20 protein-coding genes are annotated in these 23371 nt (G+C 57.7%); 6 read left to right on the forward strand and 14 right to left on the reverse strand.

The annotated features are described in order from the left end of the window. Positions 1-4: 4 nt before the first annotated feature. Together gloA and HLUCCO03_RS11840 are read right to left on the reverse strand one after the other, a co-directional pair. Positions 5-562, reverse strand: a complete 558-nt coding sequence (gene gloA, locus HLUCCO03_RS11835; protein ID WP_027832997.1) for a lactoylglutathione lyase — start codon at positions 560-562, stop codon at positions 5-7. A gap of 313 nt (positions 563-875) precedes the next feature. Next, positions 876-2012, reverse strand: coding sequence for an alkane 1-monooxygenase (locus tag HLUCCO03_RS11840; protein WP_081813590.1), 1137 nt, complete (start codon positions 2010-2012; stop codon positions 876-878). 251 nt (positions 2013-2263) lie between these two features. Between HLUCCO03_RS11840 and HLUCCO03_RS11845 the strand changes: the two genes are divergently transcribed. From HLUCCO03_RS11845 to HLUCCO03_RS11860, 4 genes are all read left to right on the forward strand, one after another. Further along, positions 2264-2929, forward strand: a complete 666-nt coding sequence (locus tag HLUCCO03_RS11845; protein ID WP_027832999.1) for a GntR family transcriptional regulator — start codon at positions 2264-2266, stop codon at positions 2927-2929. A gap of 163 nt (positions 2930-3092) precedes the next feature. After that, positions 3093-4127, forward strand: a complete 1035-nt coding sequence (locus tag HLUCCO03_RS11850; RefSeq protein ID WP_292016705.1) for a DUF6160 family protein — start codon at positions 3093-3095, stop codon at positions 4125-4127. A 216-nt stretch (positions 4128-4343) separates the two neighbouring features. Beyond that, positions 4344-6560, forward strand: coding sequence for a glycosyltransferase (locus HLUCCO03_RS11855; protein ID WP_027833001.1), 2217 nt, complete (start codon positions 4344-4346; stop codon positions 6558-6560). A gap of 92 nt (positions 6561-6652) precedes the next feature. Next, positions 6653-7600 carry a DUF523 and DUF1722 domain-containing protein gene (locus tag HLUCCO03_RS11860; RefSeq protein ID WP_027833002.1) on the forward strand — a complete coding sequence of 316 codons (948 nt, stop codon included), beginning with the start codon at positions 6653-6655 and terminating at the stop codon, positions 7598-7600. 9 nt (positions 7601-7609) lie between these two features. On the opposite strand, the gene HLUCCO03_RS11865 is transcribed toward HLUCCO03_RS11860, so the two are convergent. From HLUCCO03_RS11865 to HLUCCO03_RS11875, 3 genes are all read right to left on the reverse strand, one after another. After that, positions 7610-8341, reverse strand: a complete 732-nt coding sequence (locus HLUCCO03_RS11865; RefSeq protein ID WP_027833003.1) for a YdiY family protein — start codon at positions 8339-8341, stop codon at positions 7610-7612. A gap of 27 nt (positions 8342-8368) precedes the next feature. Next, a complete protein-coding gene (locus tag HLUCCO03_RS11870; protein ID WP_027833004.1) occupies positions 8369-9379 on the reverse strand; it encodes a rhodanese-related sulfurtransferase in 1011 nt (336 codons plus the stop codon). A 122-nt stretch (positions 9380-9501) separates the two neighbouring features. Further along, a complete protein-coding gene (locus HLUCCO03_RS11875) occupies positions 9502-10224 on the reverse strand; it encodes a thioredoxin domain-containing protein (protein WP_027833005.1) in 723 nt (240 codons plus the stop codon). A 108-nt stretch (positions 10225-10332) separates the two neighbouring features. On the opposite strand from HLUCCO03_RS11875, the gene HLUCCO03_RS11880 reads away from it, so the two are divergent. Beyond that, positions 10333-11298, forward strand: a complete 966-nt coding sequence (locus tag HLUCCO03_RS11880) for a nitronate monooxygenase family protein (RefSeq protein WP_027833006.1) — start codon at positions 10333-10335, stop codon at positions 11296-11298. A gap of 66 nt (positions 11299-11364) precedes the next feature. Here HLUCCO03_RS11880 and HLUCCO03_RS11885 read toward each other — a convergent pair whose 3' ends face one another. The 3 genes from HLUCCO03_RS11885 to HLUCCO03_RS11895 form a co-directional block, all read right to left on the reverse strand. After that, positions 11365-12879 carry a DUF5666 domain-containing protein gene (locus tag HLUCCO03_RS11885; RefSeq protein ID WP_027833007.1) on the reverse strand — a complete coding sequence of 505 codons (1515 nt, stop codon included), beginning with the start codon at positions 12877-12879 and terminating at the stop codon, positions 11365-11367. Positions 12880-12933: 54 nt separating this feature from the next. Continuing rightward, positions 12934-13791 carry a DUF6502 family protein gene (locus HLUCCO03_RS11890; RefSeq protein WP_027833008.1) on the reverse strand — a complete coding sequence of 286 codons (858 nt, stop codon included), beginning with the start codon at positions 13789-13791 and terminating at the stop codon, positions 12934-12936. An 80-nt stretch (positions 13792-13871) separates the two neighbouring features. Beyond that, entirely contained in the window at positions 13872-15269 is a 1398-nt protein-coding gene (locus HLUCCO03_RS11895; RefSeq protein WP_292016706.1) for a DUF5666 domain-containing protein, read from the reverse strand. 254 nt (positions 15270-15523) lie between these two features. Here HLUCCO03_RS11895 and HLUCCO03_RS11900 point away from each other — a divergent pair, with 254 nt between their 5' ends. Next, positions 15524-15694, forward strand: coding sequence for a DUF6435 family protein (locus HLUCCO03_RS11900; protein ID WP_155939989.1), 171 nt, complete (start codon positions 15524-15526; stop codon positions 15692-15694). Positions 15695-15830: 136 nt separating this feature from the next. Here the strand turns inward: HLUCCO03_RS11900 and HLUCCO03_RS11905 are convergent, their stop codons facing one another. The 6 genes from HLUCCO03_RS11905 to tkt all read right to left on the reverse strand — a co-directional run bounded on the left by HLUCCO03_RS11905 (position 15831) and on the right by tkt (position 23251). Next, positions 15831-16175 carry a chaperone modulator CbpM gene (locus tag HLUCCO03_RS11905; RefSeq protein ID WP_027833010.1) on the reverse strand — a complete coding sequence of 115 codons (345 nt, stop codon included), beginning with the start codon at positions 16173-16175 and terminating at the stop codon, positions 15831-15833. Between the two features lie 12 nt (positions 16176-16187). Beyond that, positions 16188-17159, reverse strand: a complete 972-nt coding sequence (locus HLUCCO03_RS11910; protein ID WP_027833011.1) for a DnaJ C-terminal domain-containing protein — start codon at positions 17157-17159, stop codon at positions 16188-16190. A gap of 509 nt (positions 17160-17668) precedes the next feature. After that, positions 17669-18733, reverse strand: a complete 1065-nt coding sequence (fba, locus tag HLUCCO03_RS11915) for a class II fructose-bisphosphate aldolase (protein ID WP_027833012.1) — start codon at positions 18731-18733, stop codon at positions 17669-17671. A gap of 184 nt (positions 18734-18917) precedes the next feature. Further along, on the reverse strand, positions 18918-20078 hold the full coding sequence (locus HLUCCO03_RS11920; RefSeq protein WP_027833013.1) for a phosphoglycerate kinase: 1161 nt from the start codon (positions 20076-20078) through the stop codon (positions 18918-18920). 138 nt (positions 20079-20216) lie between these two features. Beyond that, complete coding sequence (gap, locus tag HLUCCO03_RS11925; protein ID WP_027833014.1) at positions 20217-21251, reverse strand: type I glyceraldehyde-3-phosphate dehydrogenase; 1035 nt, start codon at positions 21249-21251, stop codon at positions 20217-20219. After that, complete coding sequence (gene tkt, locus HLUCCO03_RS11930; RefSeq protein ID WP_027833015.1) at positions 21251-23251, reverse strand: transketolase; 2001 nt, start codon at positions 23249-23251, stop codon at positions 21251-21253. The genes gap and tkt overlap by 1 nt, the downstream gene beginning before the upstream one ends. Positions 23252-23371: the final 120 nt, after the last annotated feature.

Genomic DNA, 23371 nt, shown 5'->3' on the forward strand with positions numbered 1-23371 from the left:
CGGCTTATGCTTCTTCTGCTTCCCGGCGCTGCTTTTCAAGCATGTTCGGCTGCAGGATTTCGATCCAGTAGCCGTCCGGGTCCTTGATGAAGGCCAGGCCTTTCATCTTGCCGTCGTCCGGCTTCTTGACGAATTCCACGCCCAGCTTTTCCAGCCTGTCGCAGGCGTAATAGACATCAGGCACCGCAATACCAATGTGGCCGAAGCCCTGGGGTTCGTCGTTACCATTGTGGTAGCTGAAGTCGTCGTCGTTTTCGGTGCCCCAGTTGTGGGTCAGCTCCAGCATGGCTTCGCGGCCGAAGATGAAGGTGGTGCGGTGGGCGTCGTCGTTGGGCACCATGTTGGCCTGGCGGTCGTCGAGGTAGGCCAGGAAGTAGAGGGTGAATTTCATTTCGGGGAAGTCGAGTTTCCTGACGAGGCGCATGCCCATGATCCGGGTGTAGAAGTCCATGGAGCGCTCGGGGTCTTTGATGCGCATCATGGTCTGGTTGAAGACGTAGCCTTCGGTTTCCGGGACTGGGGCTTCGTGCAGGCCTGGGGCTTGTTCGAAGTGTTTGGGCATGGGGGCTCCCTTTTTTATGGGTTCAGGATTCAACTTATATACTTGCGTGCGTTACGGGGGGATTTCAAGGGCCAAAAAAAAGACCCCACAGTCAGAGACACAAACCTGTGGGGCCTTTGGAACTTTTTATTGCCTGCTTTTGATTGCTTGCCGGGGGGCTGGTCCGAGCGGCTATGCCCCTCCCAGACACGCCGTGAACCCATCCATGGGGGCTTGAGCGCAGCATCCCTGCTGCGCACAGTCTGGGAGGGGCATAGCCGCTCGGACCGATCTGACTTTTCAGGTAACGCCTTCAGTTTTTTGCAAATTTGCTTTAGACCAACTGGTGTTCTTCGCCTTCGTAATAGGCTTCCACCCTCGGATTCATCACCTTTTTCCACAGCGGCGGGATCATTGCCAGGACGACCATGGCGGCATAACCGGCCGGGAGTTGGGGGGCAACGTCGTGGTGGCGGAGGACCTGGTAGCGGCGTTTGGCCCAGGCGTGGTGGTCGCTGTGGCGTTGGAGATGGAACAGGAACACGTTGGTGAGGAAGTAGTTGGAGTTCCAGCTGTGTTCCGGGCCGGTGCGTTCGTAGCGGCCGTTTTCGAGTTTGCGGCGGTGGAGGCCGTAGTGTTCCAGGTAGTTGACGATTTCAAGCAGGTTGAGGGCGATGAAGCTCTGGCCCAGGAAGAAGGCGGCGCCGAGCCAGCCGAAGGTGATGGTGAAGGCTGCCAGTGCCACGGCGCTGATGCTGTACCACCAGATGAGTTCGTTGCGCCAGCTGAAGGCGCTGTGGCCTTTTTTATGCAGGCGTTTGGCTTCCAGTTTCCAGGCGTTCATGAAGTTGCGGGCGTAGGCCTGGGGCAGGAAGTTGTAGAGGGACTGGTTGTAGCGGGAGGAAGAGGCGTCTTCCGGGGTGGAGACGTGCACGTGGTGGCCGCGCAGGTGTTCCACCTTGAAGCCGGCGTAGCACACCAGGGACAGCAGAAGGCCGCCGGCCCAGGTTTCCAGTTTGCCGTCTTTGTGGATGAGTTCATGGGCGACGTTGATGCCCAGCCCTCCGACGATACCGACGGAGAATATCCAGCCGATGCCGCCGGCCACATTGAAGATGCCGGAGGCCAGCACGAACATGCTCCACACCAGCAGCACTACAAACAAAGCCACCCAGCCCAGGGTGATGAACTTGTAGAACACTTCTTGGTTCATACGGGGCGTGTCCACTTCCTCATCCGGGTTGAGAGCGTCTTTGCCCAGCAGCAGATCGAGGATGGGGATGATGCCGAACACCACCACCGGAACGCCCCAGGCGAACAGGTTTACCCAGCCGGTGGCGTGCCCGGCCGCCAGCAATAAAGGCGGCAGCGCCAGGGGCACCATGGCGATCAGATAGCTGTATTTCTTGAGTGTCAGCAGCACCTTGCGTCGTGTGGCTTTGGTGCCCAGGGTCAATGGTTTGGTACTCACGGGTCTTCCCTCATTGGCTGTTGCATTGGATCTTGGTGATCGCTTTTTGTTATCTGCATTATTGTCCTACAATCTTGCAGTCGTCAACCCGTTATCGTTATTTTTTGATCAATATCAGGTCTGGCTCGCAGTAACTTCCTGACAATCCAAGACTAAATGCCTGTGATAAACTCATGACCACATCCACAATCGCTGGCGGTTTGCCAGTTGCGGTATCGGGCCGCTTACTTCGCCCTGTTCAGAGAGCCTTTATGGATTTCCAGGTCCCCAACACCCTTGCCGAGCAAATCGCCAACTACCTCGCCGAGCGCATCATGACCGGGCAAATCCGGCCTGGTGAGCGTTTGCATGAGGCCACTACCGCCAACGAGCTGAAGGTGAGCCGGGCGTCGGTGAAGGAGGCGTTGTACACCCTGGAGCGCTGGCACCTGATCGAGATCACCCCGCGCAAGGGTGCCTCCGCCACCAGGCTGGATGCGGTGCATGCATCCGAGCTTTACGACGTGTACATGCATCTGCTGATCATGCTGGCGCGGCGGTTGTGTGAACGTTGGCAGGAGAGCGACAAGGCCAGTCTGTTGACGGCTGTGGAAAAGGTCACCAGCCAGATGCAGCGGAAGGACGCCAATATCACTGCGATTGTGGAGGCAAGTTTCGGGGTAATGGAGGTGTGCTGCGAGGTGGTGGGCAACCCCTACCTCACCGAAGCCCTGACCAACTTCAAGCCTGCCGTGAGCCGGGCTTACTATCTCAGTGCGGATCGCTACCGGCAGGATCTGGACCGTACCGGGCTATTCTTTACCCGCCTGACCCGGGCCATCCTGGCAAGGGATGCGGATGAATCCGAGGTACTGGTTGCAGAGTTCGGCGCCCACCAGAAAGAGCTGATCCAACAGGCACTGGCCCCTTCGGCCTGACCGGGTCTGTGCGTTGAGTCACAGAATCCCGTGGCTATCCCGCCTATCGTAACACTCTGTAACAAACCTTTTTTCCCGCTGCACTGGTTATGCTGTCCCCTGCGGCCAATGGATAACTCTGACCGGGCAAAACACCGGCATAACAATAACGATCGGGGCCACCATGACACGTCGAAACGCCCGCAAGCGCCTGAAACATTGCATGCCTGCCGTGGGCAGGTATTTCACCCTGAGCCTTGCCGCCAGCCTGTCACTGCCTGTAATGGCGGATTTCAGGCCTCTGGATGACAGCAGCCTGGGTGAAGCCACCGGCCAGACCGGTGTCACCATCGAGATGGAGACCAAGGTCGAGATGGACCGCCTGAGCTGGACCGACGAAGGTTCACTGAACGTGGATGGCATCCGCCTCTCCGGCCATGACGACACGGTATTGGACAACCTCAAGTTCACCCTGGATATCGCCGGGCAGGACGAAGTGCTCACCCACGGCTTCTCGGAAATTGCCCGCCGTGCCGATGCCGGCCTGCTGGACACCTCCAACCCCGATGTGGCCGATGCCCTGGCCCGCTACGCTGTGGGTGGTGGTTACGGCAAACAGTTCGACAGCGGGGACCTGGTGATTCACCTGGGCGCCACGGATTATGGCGACCCGACCAGCCTGGAGGATTACCTGCAGGCCGTGGATTTTGAACTGGCGGTCGACAGTGTGGAGGCCTCCGGCTCCGGCGGCACCGCCAGCCTGTTCTCCAATGTCATGCTGCAGGGCTATCTCGGCCCTACCGACCTGGTGATCCGCAACCAGGGTGACAACACCCATACGCTGGACAACGGTAACGAAGTCTCTGGCTCGGAACTGCAGATCGACACCCACTTTGAAATCACCGACGGCAGCCTGGACTGGGATGCAGCCGATGTGATCCTGCTGTTCAACTTTGCCGCGGTTGGCATTGAGGGGCTGCAGATTCACAACCGCCGGGGCGATGACACCCTGGGGCATTTCGGCATGGCCAGCGCCACAGCGAAACTCTCCCGGGGCACCAGCGCCGCTTCCGGCAAGGAAGGCCTGTCCATTCACGAGGTGGACTTCCGTGCTGATATCGATATGCCGGTATTCAAGATCGGCGGCACCAGCATCGGCTCGGTACAGTTCACGGACTTTGCCATCAAGAACACCAACATGATGGTGTATGGCCACTAGACAAGCAGCCCTGCCTCAACAGTACACTGCCCGTCTCTGACGGCGGGCCGTTAATTCCCCGAATTTCTGATCAATAGTATCAACGGCCCCCAGGCTGCGGTGGTCTTTTCTTTCATTCCCATATTTCTGCTTATTCTTGACGTCCCGGAAATCCAGCCACTGCCAGTCAGGCCCGGACGAGGTAGACTAGCTGACAAGGCAGCGAAGGGAAGCCCAATGACAAGACGTCATCCGTTAAAAGTCCTGTTCTACATCAATCTCGCGGTTGTGGTGCTGCTGATCGGGTACAAGGGCTACCTGAACTTTTTCGAGCCCGAGTTCGAGGCTCTGCACACGGAACAGGTAGCTCGAATCAGTGACAGACTGTCCGGTGCCGATGGTTTCAGTTTTGCGGTGGTGGGCAACATCAACAACTCCGTGGGCATTTTCGAGGACCGTATGATTCCGGTTCTCAACCAGGCTGGCCTGGACTTTGTGATTTCCGCGGGCAACGCCGTCAGCGGCGGCGGGGAAGACAAGTACCGCGCCATCCAGGGCACCCTCTCCCACCTGGAGATTCCCTACCTGCTGACCTTCGGCGCGAAGGAGCACGATAACTTCGGCAGTTACCGGTTCTACGACCACTTCGGCCCCCATTTCTTCAGTATCAGGGCCGGCGACGCGCGGCTGATCTTCCTCGACAGTACCGGCAAGACCCCCTGGCAATGGCAGATTCGCTGGTTGGATGACCTGCTGAGCCAGGAACCCGACAGGCTGCAATTTCTGTTCGTCGGCCACCCCCCGCTGGAACCGGAGCATGAGGCTCCTTTCCAGCAGGCGGATGATTTCCTGCAACCTCCCGAGTTCCGGGACGCCCTGCTTGATGCCATAGACCGGCACAATGTGGATATGGTTTTCTCCGCGAACCTGGCACTGTATTCAGACCAGGTCCGGAACAGTACACGCTTTATCACCACCGGCGGTGCCGGCGGCCTGGTAATGAACGACGACACCAGCTTTTATCATTACGTGCGGGTGGATGTGGACGAAGATGGTGACATCACCCACTCGATGGAACGCCTGGAGGCAGGTCAGAACCCGATACTGAGTACGCTGGAATCTCTCTGGTTCTTTATCTATTCACTGTTCTATGTCGGCTACGTGAACTTTATCCTGCTGGTCAGCGTGTTTGCGCTAATCAGCATCCGGCTCTATACCGCCATCTTCGTGGCGAAGGACTACTACCCGGACTACGACCTGGATCCGCAGCCCTGGCTGTCGCTGCCGCTCCGGGTTGCCATGTTCACTAACAACTACCTGCCGTTCATTGGCGGCGTGCCTATCTCTATTGCCCGTTTGCGCAAGGGCCTGGAGGCCCTGGGGGACATCGTTCTCATTATTTCTCCACGCTACCGGGATCAACCAGGGGGCGAGACCCACGTAATCCGGGTTCCCTCCCTGCTGGCCATGGGTGAGAGACGGGAGTTCCGGCTGGCGAATATTTTCCTGGCCAGAATCCGCAAGCAGGTACGGGCATTCAGGCCAGATATTATCCACCTTCACCACCCCTTCTGGCTCGGCTGGCTGGGGCTGTTTATCGCCCGGCGCCTGAAGGTGCCGGCGGTTTACACCTACCACACCCGCCTGGAGCACTATGCACATTTCGTCCCTCTGCCCGGCAACCTGTTCCGCAACCTGATCTCCCATGAACTGGTCAAACGCTTCGCCAACCGCTGCGACGGTGTCATTGTGCCCACCTACTCCACCGAGGAGTACCTGCGGATGATCGGCGTCAGGAGCCCGGTGTTCGTGCAGCCGACAGGTATTGAATACCGGCAGCTCCAGGAGGTTGATGAGAAGGATGTCCGCAAGCTGCGGGAGTCCCTGGATATTGGCGATGAAATCGTATTTATCAGCGTGTCGCGGCTGTCCAACGAGAAGAACATTGATTTCATGATCGATGCGATTGCCGAACTGCGCCGGCGCAGCGAGCGCCCGTTCCGCTTCCTGATGATTGGAGACGGCCACCAGCGTGAGCGTCTGCAGCAGCGCATCGACGAACTGGAGCTGCAGGACTGCTTTACACTGGTCGGTTCCATACCGCCAGACGACATGGCTATCTGGTACCACCTGGGTGATGCCTTCCTGTTTGCCTCAAAGTCGGAAACCCAGGGCATGGTTATCCTGGAAGCCATGGCGGCAGGCCTGCCCGTGGTGGCCGTGCGCTCCAGCGGTATTGATGATGTGGTGCGGCACGGCTTCAACGGGTTCAAAACGCCGGAGAAACAGGACCAGTGGTGTGAATGTGCCAGGCAACTGCTGGAAGATGATTCCCTGCGCAGGGAACTTGCAGCCCATGCCCAGGAATTCGCCGCGGATTATTCGGTGGAGCAGTTTGCACAGGATGTACGTGAGATCTACGCCCTGACCCTGGCGCAATTCGCTTCCCGGTGAACAACAGAATGCGTCACTTTCATCACCGGGCATGATCGGTTTAGACTGGAAAAACGTACTTGATAAGTACTTTTTCAGACCGGAGACAGACAGTGACAGGCATTCCCGTTGGTATCAGCACCTGCCTGCTGGGCAAGGAAGTCCGCCATGACGGCGGGCACAAGCATTCCCGCTTCTGCACCCAGGTGCTTGCACGGCACTTCGACTTCCGCTCCATCTGCCCGGAGCTTGAAGCCGGCCTGGGTGTGCCCCGGCCAGCCATTCACCTGCGGGAATACCCTGACGGCCTGAAGCTGATCGAAACCAAAGGCTCCGCAGACCACACCGACGCCATGCAGGGCTTTATCGAACAGGTGATCCCCACCCTTGCTGACCTGAGGGGTTACATCCTGATGGCAAAGTCCCCGAGTTGTGGCATGGAACGCATCAAGGTGCACAATGCCGATGGCAATGTGACCCGCCGCGATGGCAGGGGCATGTTTGCCGAGGCCCTGATGCGCCACTATCCGCTGATGCCCGTGGAGGAAGAAGGCCGCCTGAACGACGATACACTGCGGGAGAACTTCATTGAACGGGTTTTCGCCTACGACGACTGGATCCAGAACGTGGCCGGCGAGAAACTGACAGCCAGGGCCCTGATCGAATTCCACACCCGCCACAAGTTCCAGTTGCTGGCTCACTCCGAGAAAATCTACCGCCAGCTTGGCCCCATGCTCGGGGACCTGAAATCGGAACCGCTGCAGGACATCGCTGACCGCTACATTGCGTTGTTCATGGAGGCGATGACCCTGCGGGTGAGCCGGGGCTCCCATGTGAACGCCATGCAGCACCTGATGGGCTACCTGCGGGATTCCATGGCGGATGAGGACCGCAAGGTACTGATGGAACAGGTCGAAGCGTACCACCGGGGTGAAGTGCCCCTGGTGGTACCCATGACGTTACTGCGGATGGCCCAGCGGCGGGAGCCGGTGGACTACCTCCACACCCAGAAATACCTGACCCCCTACCCGGACGAGCTGGGGCTCAGGAACAGGGTCTAGCGCCCGGCTTCAGAAGCCGTACAGCAGTGATAGGGAAATCTCTGTATCGGTGTCATCCGAGCCTGCGGGCTCGTCGGACACATGCTGTACGCGGTAAGCCGCTTTCATGGAAAGATTGCCAACAACCGTTGCCTGCACTGAGGTTTCGGACTCTGTCTCCGTGTTGTTCTCGTCCAGGCCGATTTCAGTGCTCAGCTTCTGGCGAAACAGGGCATTCTCGGAGAGCGCATAATCGAACTGGCCAGCCAGGCGGGTGATGGCTTCTTCCTCGTCCCGATTGCCGTCTTCATCCGGCTCTTCCAGTTTGTTGAACCGGTAACCGGCACCGGCCGACAGATCGAGGAAAGAACGCTCCCCTCGTTGCCACACCCGGTTACCATAACCCGAGGTGAGGGACGACTGAAAGTCATACCCGGAGAACCGTTCGTCCTCGTAGGAACCACGAACAAACAGGTACTGACTACCCTCGAATTTATAGTCCGACTGCAGGTTGCCCCTGTATTTCTCTGTGGTGGTCTCATCCTCGGACTCGGAAAACGCCGAACGAAATTCACCACTGTTCCGCCATTCAGCCACCTCATGTACCAGCGCCAGGCGGCTGTTGATGTCGGTTTCCTCGGAATTGCCGGAAGTGATCAGAACGCCGAGTTCAGCCTCTCCCTCCCAGTCTTCGAATTCATCACCCACTACCATCGGTGATACGGCTAACGAGACAATCGCAAGGGTTGTTCTGAACTGCATGAATTCTCCTTGTTTGTGCTTTTGCTGTCAGGATTTCGCGCGACGCTCACCAAGGGCGCTCTTGCGGGCCTGCTGCTCGCGCTCTGCCTTCTTGCGCGCCTTACGCTCCGCGATGATGCGCGCGGCTTCACCACCGACGTGGGCTTCACCGCGCTGCTCTGCCAGCCGCATCTGCCGCTCGCGTTCGGCAAACCGGGCTTTCTGCTCGTCTGTCAGGGAGTCAATACACCGGTGGCAGCTCACACCCTGCTCGTACTCGGGGCGCTGCTTGTCTTCTTCGGTGATTGGCCGGCGACACGCATGGCACTGGTCGTACTCCCCCCGTTCCAGTTTGTGGTTAACGGTTACCCTGTCATCGAATACAAAGCACTCACCCTGCCACAGGCTCTGGGATTCCGGCACTTCTTCCAGGTACCGGAGAATGCCTCCCTTCAGGTGGTACACCTCGTCAAAACCCTGTTCTTTCAGGAATGCCGTGGATTTTTCGCAACGGATTCCTCCCGTACAGAACATGGCAACCTTTTTGTGCTTCGCCGGATCCAGGTTTTCCTTCACGTATTCCGGAAACTCCCGGAAGGTATCCGTGGCAGGGTTCCTGGCGTTCCTGAAGGTGCCGATCTCCACCTCGTACTGGTTGCGGGTATCCACTACCAATACGTCCGGGTCCGAGATCAGATCATTCCATTCCCCGGGGTCGACATAGGTGCCAACGATCCGCTTCGGATCGATGCCTTCCACGCCCATGGTGACAATCTCCTTCTTGAGCTTCACCTTGGTGCGTTTGAAGGGCTGGATATCCACAAAGGATTCCTTGTAGTCGATACCTTCAAACCGCTCATCGGCATCCAGCCAGCTGCGGATGGCATCCACCCCCTCCCGGCTGCCGGCAATGGTGCCGTTGATGCCCTCGCGCGCAAGCAGCAATGTGCCGTGCACGTCTTTCTCAAGCATCAGGTCCAGCAGTGGCTGGCGAAGGGCTTTGTAATCATTCAGAACTGCGAACTTGTACAGTGCGCAGACAACAACATCCTGGCTCATGAGTCTGGTTTCTCCTGCGGGCCGGACCGTAAATCCGGAGCATGGTTAATAATCGCCGTGGGCGCGAGGGCGCCATTCTAACGAATCCGGCCGCAGGAAGGTATTACGGGGAATTACTGTACTTAATCCGCCAGTTCACGCTCGACGACTGCTGACAGCTGCCCCCATCCGGGACGGGTCAGGCGGATGTTGTCGACAAGTACTGTGGGCGTGCTGGTTACTCTGAGACGCATGGCCACCCGGCGGCTTTCCTCGATGTCGTCCACGTGCAGATCGGTGTCCATGCAACGGCGGAAACGACGCTCATCCAGCCCCAGATCGTCAGCATAGCGGGTGAAGGTGTCGACCGGGCTGCCGGAACCGCTCCATTCGGCCTGCATGTCGAACAGTTCGTCGTGCATTTCCCAGTAGGCACCCTGATCGCCGGCACATCGTGCGGCGTGGGCGGCTGGCATGGCGTTGTCGTGCTGTTGCAGTGGCAGGTCGAAATAGACAAAACGCACCTGGCCGGATTCAACGTATTCCTGCTTCAATTGCTGGCTGGCATCCAGAAAGCGGGCGCAGGCGGGGCACTGGTAATCTGCGAACTCCCGAACAACCACCGGGGCGTCTTCGTCACCAATGGATACTCCGTAACGGTCAAGTTCTGCTGGAAACGGATCAGCGTTCGCGTCGGCCACCGGTAAATCATCCGACGTTGGAGTGGGGCTGGCGGTCAGGAAAAAGACGGCGGCGGCGACAAAAACCAGTACTGCGACCCCAAGCCCAATGTACAGCGGCTTGCGGCCTTTTTTCCCCTGGGGCGGCGGTGCACCGGTTTCTTTTCTTCTTTTCGCTTCGCCCATGGTAAAGCTCCTTGTTGTTTATTCGTTCTTGATCATTTTCAGGCGGTAGTGAGCACGCTAAGATCCTTTATATCGTACAAAAGTTCCAACTAAAATTAAGGAATTCTCATGGCGTTACCCGAATCACTGAAGCTGTCTCTCCATCTTCCGCTAGTGGCGGCCCCCATGTTCCTGATCTCCGGCCCGGAAATGGCGCTGGCATGTTGCAAACAGGGAATCGTTGGCAGTTTTCCTGCACTGAACCAGCGCACCAGCGAAGATTTCGAGAAATGGGTGATTCAGATGAACCAGGGGCTGGAAGACCTCCGTCAGACCCACCCGGATCAGAAAATTGCGCCCTACGCCGTTAACCTGATCGTTCACCGCACCAACCCGCGCTGGGAAGCGGATCTGGAGCTGTGCGTCAAACACCGGGTTCCCATTGTGATTACTTCCCTCGGTGCCGCCACACGCGTAACTGAAGCCGTGCACAGTTACGGCGGCCTGGTTTTCCACGACGTGACCAACCAGAAGCATGCCCGCAAGGCTGCAGAAGCCGGAGTGGATGGCATTATCGCGGTTTCAGCCGGTGCAGGCGGCCATGCCGGAACCATTAATCCGTTTGTGCTGGTGCACGAAATCCGCGAGGTATTCGACGGTGTGATCCTCCTCGCCGGCGGACTCTCCAAAGGTGAAGACATCCTCGCCGCCCAGGCCATGGGCGCGGACCTTTGCTATATGGGCACCCGGTTTATCAACACCACCGAATCCCGGGCCGAGGCCGCCTATCAGAAGATGATTATCGAGGCGGTCTCCGGCGATATCATCCACACTCCGGCGGTTTCAGGCATTCCCGCCAACTTCATGCGCCAGAGCCTGGAAGCTGCCGGATACCCGATGGACAAGCTGAACCAGCCCGGCAAGCTTGATTATGGCGAGAAACTGAAACCGGTGGACGACGAAGCAAAGGCATGGAAAACAGTCTGGTCCGCTGGCCAGGGAGTTAGCCAGATCACGGACGTTGTTGCTGTCAGTGAATTGGTAGAAAGACTGAGCAGGGAATACCAGCAAGCCCGATCACGGGTCTGTGGCTGAAGCTATGGGTGCGGGATTTGCACCGGCCTCCAATCCAGCTGCCGGTGCAATCAAGTGGGGAAACGATCAATCATCGTCGTCTTCTTCGAGTTCAATCTCATCGACGAACAGAATTCCATTGCTGTTTTGCTGGTAAGAAACCTCGACAAGCGGGATTTCTCCCTGATCGGCCAACGACTGTAGTTCGCTCTGACTGGTATCAAACTCAGTATCTAGACCGAACCGGATGCTCACGCCAAGCACATCGATTCCGTTGTTATCCATCCTCCGCAAACCACCAACAAGTTCGAACTGATCATCAGCAACATCATCATCCACTTCGATCTTGAATGCTTCGAGGTAAACGTTGCCATCGGCCGTAACCCGCTCAATACCGCTGACTTCAACCTCCTCCGGTCCACCAAGTTGCTGAAAACTGATGCTCGGATCGTCATCACCTATGACGGCCGTCAGGGGCGTCACCTGAACCAGAACCCCACCGATACGGAAGGTCTGATCAGTCGTATTGACGCTGTTGGCCGCGATGCGCCCCTCAACCTCGGATTCGCCTTCCCGGAGCTCTATTTCATCAGCCTCAACCGTACCATCGCTCAGAAACTCACCTTCAACCTGGATCAGTAGATCGGGAACCAGATCATCTTCGGACAGACCATCATCAAACTCTGTTTCACTGGTGACACGAACGACCAGGCCATTGATCTCGAAAGTCCTGTCGCCTGAATCGAACGCCCGACTGACCGGCCCGGCGAATTCAATATCGTCGTCATCACCCCTCCGATACCGGCGAAGATCGTCTTCCCTGATTTCACGGGCGAAGAGCACATTGTCATTGAAATTGCCTTCCACCTGAATGTAAGTTCCATCGGCAAGGTCAGAAATATCAATACCATCGAAGTTCGTGTCACCGTCGGAATCACACTCGACAGAGATATTTCCGATTTCAAACGTACACAGGTCCCGATTCAGATTGGCGATCTCTCCCTCAAGCTCAATCTCGTTTTCCGGGTCGAAGACCTCTGAGGCAGCATCGTCACGCACACGCACCAGGCTCGCGCGGAATTCTCCGTTTGGCAGCCTCCAGGCACTTATCCTGGCGAAATCATCATCAGCCAGCTCCGTCACCTGCTTGCCCTTGACCACTGTCTGTTTATCAACATGCACAATAAGACCATACATGCTGACCGTGGCGGTCTTGGTTGCGATATCCCAGGGCTGAGTAACAACGATCTCACCCCTGAGTGTGTCGTCATACTCAACGCTAGCAGCCTCACCAGTGCCATCATCCCGCCACTCTCCATCAACCCGCAGGATCATGCCCTCATCAAGTTCGGACTCAAAGCCGATACCATCGTCACTGTTCACAGCGCGATTTGGAATGTCATCGGTATCAAACCTGACCCCATTCACAAACACGCTGCCAAAACCCGAAACCGGCCCAACGCTGGACCCTGTTCCGCGAATGCCACCATCCGCGATATCAAGACCATCGCTGCCTCCGCCGCCACCGCATGCGGTCAGAATGCCAATGGTCAATGCACTCAGCGAAAAACGGGCAACTGACTGAATGGATGTCGGGTTCATTTCTGTTTCTCCCTGCCCGTACCCGGGCCAACATTAAGCTGGGGAAGCCGGTTATTATTTCCGTTTACCTTCAGGATCTGGCTGAACCGGATCTTCAAAGTAGAAAATACCCACTCCGGTTCGCACTGAATCCCCCGATACCTTGCCTTTGCCGTGGCTGGCTATGTCCCTGTCATGGGGGCCAAGCCATTTGTCGAGCTGTTCAAGCATGGTCTGGGACTGTTCCGCCGCATAACGGCGCCAGCGGGCCATGACTTCCGGAGGTATGTTGTTGTATACCAGTGTTCTCTGGAACAGGGGTTGGCTGTCGCCCTCGCTCCCTGTGAGATTATGATCAATGGTCGCTATAAGATCTGATACGTCCTCGCCGAAGATCTGGAGCATTTCTTCGCTGTCGCCGGCGGGCACGTATGCCCTTTGACGCAGTGCCAGAGTGCCCGATGCTTCGGCTTCAACAACCCCCACCCTCTCCAGTTCCTCCAGCACTGCCCGCGGTGTCATATCGCCGCTATAGCGTCTCACCAGTTCGCTGAAGCTAAGCGGGCCATCGAAGGGTAACTCCGCGGGCTCGCCATCACCGGCCTGGAACGCGGCATCATGAACCCAGCCGGAAACCACGCGCGAGGCGCGATTTTCATAGCGGGCGCCACGGCTGCCATCCTGTTCACCAGCCAGAATCTCACGCTGTTTTTTCACTTCCTTGCGTGTAAGCCCGGTCATCACCGCAGCGCGTGAATCTGTCGGTTTTCTGCGTTCGTCGGCGAAGTCTTCCAGGGCTGCATCCACATAGGCGCGCTTGACCAGCTCTGCGAACTCGGCAAACGGGATACCGTTGCGCAAAAGCAGGCGTGCCAGGGGGCGCATAATGCGGTACAGCGCCCTGTGCAGGGGATTGCTGTTGGAATGTTTCATATTTGGGATTGTATTCCCATAGCGGCGTCAAAACCAGAAAGCAGGCCCGGAAACACCCGGGCCAGCCTGGCAAACCCTGCTCAGTCGTCTTGCTCGATCTCTTCGATGACATAGTCACCGCCGGAATTGAGGAAGTACTCCACTTCCACCTGGTTACCCACGCGGATTTCGGAAATATCCTCGTCACCCTGCAACAGGGTAAGGCCAAGAACCGTGACCGAGTCGGAAGTAACAGCCGTTACCCGTCCTTCCATTTCGAATTGGTCATCATCATCGTCTTCACGCTCGATCTTGATGGCTTCCAGGTAACCGCCGTCGGAAGAACGCTGAATGCCTTCCACTTCGATAAAATCGCCCGTCCGCAGGCTTTCAATATCCTGGATTCTCATGGAAATCCGGTCGTCGTCATCGTCATCATCGTCGTCTTCAATCAACGTGTTACCTGTGAGAACCACACGTACGCCACTGACTGTCAGCTCGTTATCGTCCCTGGACTCGATGACGCCTTCCAGCTCCGCATCACCGTCCCGGGGTTCGATTTCTTCAGCAACCAGAACGCCGTTGCGGAAATCGCCCTCGACTTTCACCAGCAGGCCATCGCCCAGATCGCTTTCCCGCAGGCCATCATCGAACTCGGTTCCGCTGTTCACCTGCACCGTGATGCCGTTGAGCCGGAACTGCCGGGCCGATTCGTCATAGTCACCGGAAATGGCACCGGCAATCTCGACATCGTCGTCGTCATCGAAAAGATCATCCTCGTCATCAATTTCTTCGGCGATCAGAACACCCCCTTCGATATGGCCCTCAACCTCGACAATCAGCCCATTGGCCAGGTCATCCCTGTCCAGGTCATCGTCAAACTCGGCGCTTTGATAATTCACCTCGATGCCATTAATCCGGAAGGTCTGTAACTGGGTATCCAGATCGGTGATTTCGCCTTCGATCTCAACTTCGTTCTGGTCATCAAAATCATCGCCGGCAAGCCTGGCACCAACAAAGCTGGCCCGGAAACTGCCATCTTCCAGGCGCCATGCACTGACCCGAACCCGATACGTATCAGCGCCGGCACTTGCCAGCGTCTCGGGTGTTGCACCTTTGAACACCGTCTGGTCATCAATGCGGATATTCTGCCCGGCGACCTGCAGGGAACCGATGCCTTCCAGATCATCCCAGCTTGCGGACTGCAGCAGGCCACGAACGCTGTCGTCGTAATCGAGGCGATCCGCCTCCCCGCGGCCATCATCACCCCAGCGGCCACGAACCTTGAGGATCATGCCCTTCTCGAGCTGGGTTTCCCGCTCGATGCCGTCGTCACTGTTAACACTGCCGTTCGTATCAAACCGTGTGCCGTTGACATATACACTGCCAAAACCGGACACCGGCCCCACGCTGGTTCCCGAGGATGTGGTGTCACTGCTGGAAGAGCCGGAACCACCGCCGCCACAGGCCACAAGCGATCCCGCTACTGCGGTTGTCATTGCCAGTCTGATTGCTGTTGTTAAAGGATTGCGCTTCATCGTCTTTCTCCAGGGTTGTTCTTTCCGTGACACCAGCACCGGACACCCGCCGGCATGTACCGCGCTTTGATTTGGGATTAATTTCCCAAGGCTGTAATTGGGAATTTATTCCCATTTATGGGAAGTGTCCAGTTTTTGATCATGAATAATTTGTGAACTTTCCCGCCCCAGGGGCGTAAGCTACTGAACAGACGAATGAAAACAGGGGAAAAATAATGCTGGGATTTTTGAAGGGCGATCCGAAGAAAAAGCTACAGAAACAGTATGAAGCCAAGCTTCAAGAAGCGCTGCATGCCCAGCGCAACGGCGACCTGCGCACCCATGGCACGCTAATGGAAGAAGCCGAAAAGATTTATGCGGAGCTGCAGAAGCTGGGGAAGGAGTAGATTTTTAGCGTGGCGGGTGGATCGGCTGGCACACCCCTGTTCAAAACACGCCCGTAAATACGTCCATGTAGGGCTCGGTCGCGCCGTCCCTGGCGCTCCACGGTTTTGAACAGGGGTGCGCCAGCCGACCTTCTGACTATGTCTCGCCTAAAAACTGCCTTAGTTGCCGGTTTAACCGATCAACTTCCCGCCTCATTTCCTGAACCTCATCAAGCAGCTCCAATGACATGGCAAGGCCGGGCAGGTTCATCTTCAAATCCCTTTGCAAACGTTGAGCTTTGCGCAAACGGGCCAGGGCTTCCAGATCGAATTGCCATTGCCGCGCCTCCGGCGACTCCTCCACCGGCGCAATGACACCGTAGTTCACCAGTTTGATCACAAATTCGGCATGGCAGTCCCCACGCTCGCACACTTCACGCAAGGTGAATGTTGCGGTTGGTTCCACCAGTTCGACGCTCAGAATCCGGTCTTTGTCAGTCATCCTTCACCCCGCTCACACATGCAGCTTGCTACGTGGATTGAACCCTTTTTCTGCCTCGGCCAGCTTCCTGTAAAGCTCCTCGGCTTCTTCAGAGTGTCGTTCCGGCATCACGATCTGCAAGACCACCAGCTGGTCTCCCGGATGCTTGCCAGGCAGCCCCTTGCCTTTGAGCCGCAGCTTGCGGCCACTGGAGGAGCCCTTGGGCACTTTCACATTCACCTTTGAGCCCACGGTTGGCACCGTAACCGAAGCGCCGAGAGCGGCTTCCCAGGGTGCAATCGGGACAGTGACAATGATATCCCTGCCTTCAACAGTGAACAGGGGATGCGGCGCGTATTCCACCTCGATAAACAGGTCGCCGTTCTCCGCACCACCAATCCCGGGAGCACCCTGGCCTTTCAGGCGGATGTGCTGCCCTTCTTTCATGCCCGCCGGTATCTTCACGTTCAGGGTTTTCTGGCGCGGAATGATCCGGCCCTTGGCATCTGCCTCCTGGACGTTGAAAGACACCTGCTTCTCGCAGCCATGAAACGCTTCTTCCAGGAACAGGGCTATTTTGGCGTGAACGTCTTCCCCACGCATTCTCATGGAGTGGCGCTGGCCACCAAACCCTGACCCGAAACCACCACCCGCGCGACGGCCACCACCGAAGATTTCCTCAAAGAAGTCACTGAACTGCCGCGCATCGGCCTCGGTGTAACCACCGCCACCAAAACCAGACGCGCTCTCCCAACCGGGAGGCGGCTCGAAGGACCCGTCTTTGCGGGTGCCATACTTTCTCAGTTGGTCGTATTCAGCCCTTTTTTCAGGGTCTTTCAGTACTTCATAGGCCTCACCGACGTCTTTGAATTTGTCGGATGCGTCGGTCTCCTTGCTGACATCCGGATGGTATTTCCGGGCCAGCTTGCGGTAGGCCTTTTTGATTTCCTCGGGGGAGGCAGACTCGCTCACACCGAGTACGGCGTAATAGTCTTTGAAGTCCATTCTATTCCTCACACCTGTTCAGAGTATTGAGCTTTTGCTCGGTTATTACCTCTATATTTGATGAGGAAGCTCAAATTACAAGGTGTGGTTGTATCAGAATTGATGCGTATCAGTTCGTAGAGAGGAGTCTGCCTGGATTCCTGACACCTAGCCTGTCAGCACAGCGGGTACCGCAAAGGCGGGGCACTCTTCCGGGACACGCTGTAAATACGTCCATGTACGCTCGACAAAAACATCCATGTTTTTGACGTTCCCGGAAGAGTGCCCCGCCTTCGCTTGTTCTGAACCTTCAGATATTTCTGGCTTTGCAAGTATCTGAGATGGCGATATGCGATATCACCGAGGTATCTCAAGCACTGGTGGGAGGGACTGCTCAGAAATGTGGAGCGCCAGGGATGGCGCGACCAAGCCCTACATGGATGTATTTACGGGCGTTTTCTGAGCAGTCCCTCCCACCAGTGCAAGCCCGCCAGGCCAGTAGGCTACAAAAGAGGGGCTAACTCCAAAGCTTACTTCACCTTGGGATCCAGCTCACCAGAGGCATAACGCTCGAACATGCGCTCAAGGTTAACCGGTTTGATCTTGCTGGCATTGCCGGCACATCCGAAGGCTTCGTAACGAGCAATGCACACGTCGGTCATCGCCTTCATGGTTTCCTTCAGGAACTTGCGCGGGTCGAACTCGGCCGGGTTCTGGGCCAGGAAGCGGCGGACCGCGCCGGTGCTGGCCAGGCGCAGGTCGGTGTCGATGTTGACCTTGCGAACGCCGTGCTTGATACCTTCCACGATTTCCTCAACCGGCACGCCGTAGGTTTCCGGAATCTCACCACCGTACTGGTTGATGATTTCCAGCCACTCCTGGGGCACGGAGCTGGAACCGTGCATGACCAGGTGGGTGTCCGGAATGCGGGCATGGATGGCCTTGATCTGGTCGATGGCCAGGATGTCACCGGTGGGCGGACGGGTGAACTTGTAGGCGCCGTGGCTGGTGCCGATGGCGATGGCCAGGGCGTCCACGTGGGTTTTCTTGACGAAGTCCGCCGCTTCTTCCGGATCGGTCAGCATCTGACTGTGGTCCAGGGTGCCTTCGGCGCCAATGCCATCTTCTTCACCGGCCTGCCCTGTTTCCAGGGAACCCAGGCAGCCCAGTTCGCCTTCAACCGACACACCACAGGCATGGGCCATTTCCACGGTGCGACGGGTGACATCCACGTTGTAGTCGTAGTCGGTCGGGGTTTTGCCATCTTCTCCAAGAGAGCCGTCCATCATTACAGAGCTGAAGCCCAACTGGATGGAACGCTGACATACGGACGGACTGGTACCGTGATCCTGGTGCATGACCACCGGAATATGAGGAAACTCCTCAATGGCCGCCAGGATCAGGTGGCGCAGGAAGGGGGCACCGGCGTATTTGCGGGCACCGGCGGAGGCCTGGACAATCACCGGAGAGTCGGTTTTGTCCGCCGCTTCCATAATCGCGCGCATCTGCTCCAGATTGTTCACGTTAAACGCCGGCACACCGTAACCATGCTCCGCGGCGTGGTCCAGCATCTGCCGCATTGAAATCAGGGCCATGGGGTCTGTCTCCTTGGTTATTTAATGTCTTTGGCAGGCTCTGTGTTTGGAGTCTGCTGCGGAGGGCCGAGAAGCTCTTCCGGGACACGCCGTAAATACGTCCCTGTAGGCTCGTAAAAAACATCCATGTTTTTTACGGTCCCGGAAGAGCTTCTCGGCCCTCCTTGCGATTCGAAGTTGTGTGCTATGCGCCACGCTCTTCAAGTACAGCAACAGCTGGCAGTGTTTTGCCTTCCACAAACTCGAGGAAAGCACCGCCACCGGTAGAGATGTACGAGATTTTGTCACTCACACCGTACTTGTCAACGGCGGCGACGGTATCACCACCACCGGCCAGTGAGAAAGCCTCGCTTTCGGCGATGGCATGGGCCAGGGCTTTGGTGCCGTTGCCAAACTGATCGAACTCGAACACGCCGACCGGGCCGTTCCACAGGATGGTTTTGGAGGACTTCAGCAGACCGGCGAATTTGGAGGCGGTTTCAGGGCCCACATCCAGAATCATGTCGTCTTCGGTGACGTCGTCGATGTTCTTAACCGTCGCTTCAGCGGTTTCCGCAAACTCACTGGCAACGACCACATCAACCGGCAGCGGGATTTCAACACGGGAGGCGATTTCCCGGGCGGTTTCGATCAGGTCGTGCTCGCACAGGGACTTGCCAACGGGATGGCCGGCCGCTGCCAGGAAGGTGTTGGCGATGCCGCCACCGACAATGATGGAGTCGCAGACTTTTTCCAGGGCGTTCAGAACGTCCAGCTTGGTGGAGACCTTGGAGCCGCCGACGATGGCGACCACCGGCTTGGCCGGGTTATCCAGTGCCTTGCCGAGTGCTTCCAGTTCCGCCGCCAGCAGCGGGCCGGCGCAGGCTTCAGGGGCAAAGCGGGCGACACCGTGGGTGGAGGCCTGGGCGCGGTGGGCGGTGCCGAAGGCGTCCATCACGTACACATCGCACAGGGCGGCGTACTTTCTGGAAAGGGCTTCGTCGTCTTTCTTTTCGCCCTTGTTGAAGCGTACGTTTTCAAACAGGACCACTTCGCCGTCGGCCACTTCAACGCCGTCCAGATAATCGGTAATCAGGCGTACTTCTTCACCCAGCACCTTGCTGAGGTGGTCTGCTACCGGCTTCATGGAGGAGGCTTCGTCATAAACACCTTCTTCCGGACGGCCCAGGTGTGACATCAGCATCACTTTGGCACCGGCGTCCTTGGCTGCCTTGATGGTGGGCAGGGAGGCGCGGATGCGGGCGTCGCTGGAGACTTTGCCGTTCTTTACCGGTACGTTCAGATCTTCACGAATCAGTACTCGCTTGCCTGCGAGGTTCAGATCGGTCATTCGTTTGATAGCCATTATATTCTTCCCTTGTTCAGATCTTGTGCACTTGAATCGGGTCTGGGTGTCGGGTTACGGCTTCGCCTAACCCGACCTACAAACTGCGCTCTAATCGACGTACCGTAGGTCGGATTAGGCGAAGCCGTAATCCGACAATCAGCCACTGGTTTTTTCCAACCAGCAACGGCTGACATCCAGCATCCGGTTGGCAAACCCCCACTCGTTATCAAACCAGCACAGCACCTTCACCATGGTGCCGCCGGTTACGCGCGTCTGGCCCCCGTCCACGATGCCGGAGTGGGCGTCGTGGTTGAAATCGGAGCTGGCCAGCAGCTCGTCGGTGTAGCCCAGAATGCGTTTCAATGGGCCGTGGGCGGCGTCTTTTAACAGTTTATTCACCGCCTCAACCGAGGTGCGTTCGCGAACGTTCACCACCATATCGATCGCCGATACGTTCATGGTGGGCACACGCATGGCCACGGAGCTGAACCTGCCCTCCATATGCGGCAACAGCCGTTCAATGCCCCTGGCCAGGCCGGTTTCCACCGGGACGATGTTGTGCAGTGCACTGCGGGTGCGGCGCAGGTCCTGGTGGTGATAAGCGTCAATCACCGGCTGGTCGTTCATCGCTGCGTGGATGGTTGTGGTGCTGCCCTGCTCTACGCCGAAAGCCTCGTCCAGCACCCGTATAACCGGCACCAGGCAGTTGGTGGTGCAGGAGGCTGCAGCAACAATGCGGTCGGTCTCGATCAGCTGGTCCTGGTTCACGCCGAATACCACCGTGCGGTCCACATCGGACTCCGCCGGCTGGGAGAACAGCAGGCGCTGAGCCCCGGACTTGAGGTGCTGCTCTGCCGTGGCGCGATCGGTGAAGGCGCCGGAGCATTCCAGCACCAGGTCGATACCAAGTTCGCCCCAGGGCAGCTCCGATGGGTCCGCCTTGCGAACCACGCGGATGCGATCTCCGTTCACGATCAGGGCATCGCCCTGTACTTCTATCTCACCCTGGAATCGACCATGGGTGGAATCGTACCGGGTCAGGTGCGCGATGGTATCGATATCCGCCAGCTCGTTAATCGCGACCACCTGCAGGTGATCGCGAAAACCGTTCTCGTAAAGTGCGCGCAGGACGCACTGGCCAATACGGCCGTATCCATTGATGGCGATGCGATACGGTGCAGCAGTGCTCATCAGGCTTCCAGCAGCTCCGAAGCTACGGCAATGATGTTGTCCACGGTGAAGCCGAACTCCTTGAACAGGTCGCCCGCCGGTGCGGATTCACCGAAGGTGCTCATGCCCACCACGCGGCCATCCAGGCCGACGTACTTGTACCAGTAGTCTTCGATGGCGGCTTCGATGGCAACGCGATTGGTCACTTCCAGCGGCAGCACTTCCTGCTTGTAGGCAGCGCTCTGGGCATCGAAGGTATCGGTGGATGGCATGGAAACAACACGTACCTTGTTGCCTTTCTCACGCAACGCAGTGGCTGCGTCCTGGGCCAGCCCTACTTCGCCGCCGGTGGCGATGAGGATCAGGTCCGGCGTGCCATCGCTGTCGGACAGGATGTAACCGCCCCTGGCGATGTTGGCCAGTTGCTCTGAGTCACGCTGCTGGTGAGGCAGACCCTGACGTGAAAATACCAGGGCGGTGGGGCCATCGGTACGCTCAAGCGCTGCTTTCCAGGCAACGGCGGATTCCACGGCATCCGCCGGGCGCCAGGTGCTCATGTTAGGTGTGGTGCGCAGGCTGGCCAGCTGCTCGACGGGCTGGTGGGTAGGGCCGTCTTCGCCCAGACCAATGGAGTCGTGGGTGAACACATAGATGGAGCGCTGTTTCATCAGTGCCGCCATGCGCACCGCGTTACGGCAGTATTCCATGAAGATCAGGAAGGTGGCGCCGTAGGGCACGAGGCCACCGTGCAGGGCTACGCCATTCATGATGGCAGCCATGCCGAATTCGCGAACACCGTAGTAAACGTAGTTGCCACTGGCGTCGTCTTTGGTCAGCGGCTTGCTGCCATTCCAGATGGTGAGGTTGGAGCCGGCCAGGTCGGCGGAGCCGCCAAGCAGTTCCGGCAGCATCGGGCCGTAGGCATTCAGAGTATTCTGGGAGGCCTTGCGGCTGGCAATGGTTTCGCCCTTGTCCTGGCACTCCTGGATGTAGGCCTGGGCCTTCTCAGAGAAGTCCGCCGGCAGTTCGCCGGCCATACGGCGTTTGAACTCTGCCGCAAGCTCCGGCTCGGCTTTCTCGTAGGCGGCGAAGGCCTGTTCCCATTCGGACTGCGCAGCAGCGCCTTTTTCGCGAGCATCCCAGGCGCTGTAGATTTCTGACGGAATCTCGAAGGCGCCGTGGTTCCAGCCCAGTTTTTCGCGGGTCAGTGCAATTTCGTCTTCGCCCAGGGCTGCGCCGTGGCAGGCTTCGGTGCCCTGCTTGTTGGGGGAGCCAAAGCCAATAATGGTCTTGCAGCAGATCAGTGTGGGCTGGGTGGTGTTGGCTCGACCGGCTTCGATTGCTGCGCGCACGGCTTCCGGGTTATGGCCGTCCACTTCCGGAATCACCTGCCAGCCATAGGACTCGAAACGCTTTGGCGTATCGTCGGTGAACCAGCCGTCCACTTCACCGTCGATGGAAATGCCGTTGTCGTCATAGAACATGATCAGTTTGCCGAGGCCCAGGGTGCCGGCAAGGGAGGACACTTCGTGGGAGATACCTTCCATCAGGCAGCCATCACCCAGGAAGGCATAGGTGTAGTGATCAACAATGTTGTGACCGGGACGGTTGAACTGCTCGGCCAGAGTCTTCTCCGCCAGCGCAAAACCAACCGCATTGGCGATGCCCTGACCCAGCGGGCCGGTGGTGGTTTCAACGCCGGGGGTATAACCGTACTCAGGGTGGCCCGGGGTTTTGGAGTGCAACTGACGGAAGTTCTTGATGTCGTCGATGGAAACGTCGTAACCGCTCAGGTGCAGCAGGGAATACTGCAACATGGAGCCATGGCCATTGGACAGCACAAACCGGTCGCGGTTGGCCCACTTGGGGTTGGCGGGGTTGTGTCTGAGGAAATCATTCCATAGAACCTCGGCGATGTCCGCCATACCCATGGGCGCGCCCGGGTGGCCGGATTTGGCTTTCTGAACCGCATCCATGCTCAGCGCGCGAATGGCGTTGGCGAGATCTGTGCGAGACGGCATTGACGTTTTCTCCAGTTTTGGTCGGCAAAAAGGTGAACACTAAAAAAGAAGGCGCGTATTTTCGCCGATTAGTGACCACCGGGGCAAATCGGCGACGTTCTTTTTTCTCCTGTTTCCTGC

This window comes from Marinobacter sp. HL-58 (genome assembly GCF_001314605.1).
Lineage (GTDB): Bacteria > Pseudomonadota > Gammaproteobacteria > Pseudomonadales > Oleiphilaceae > Marinobacter.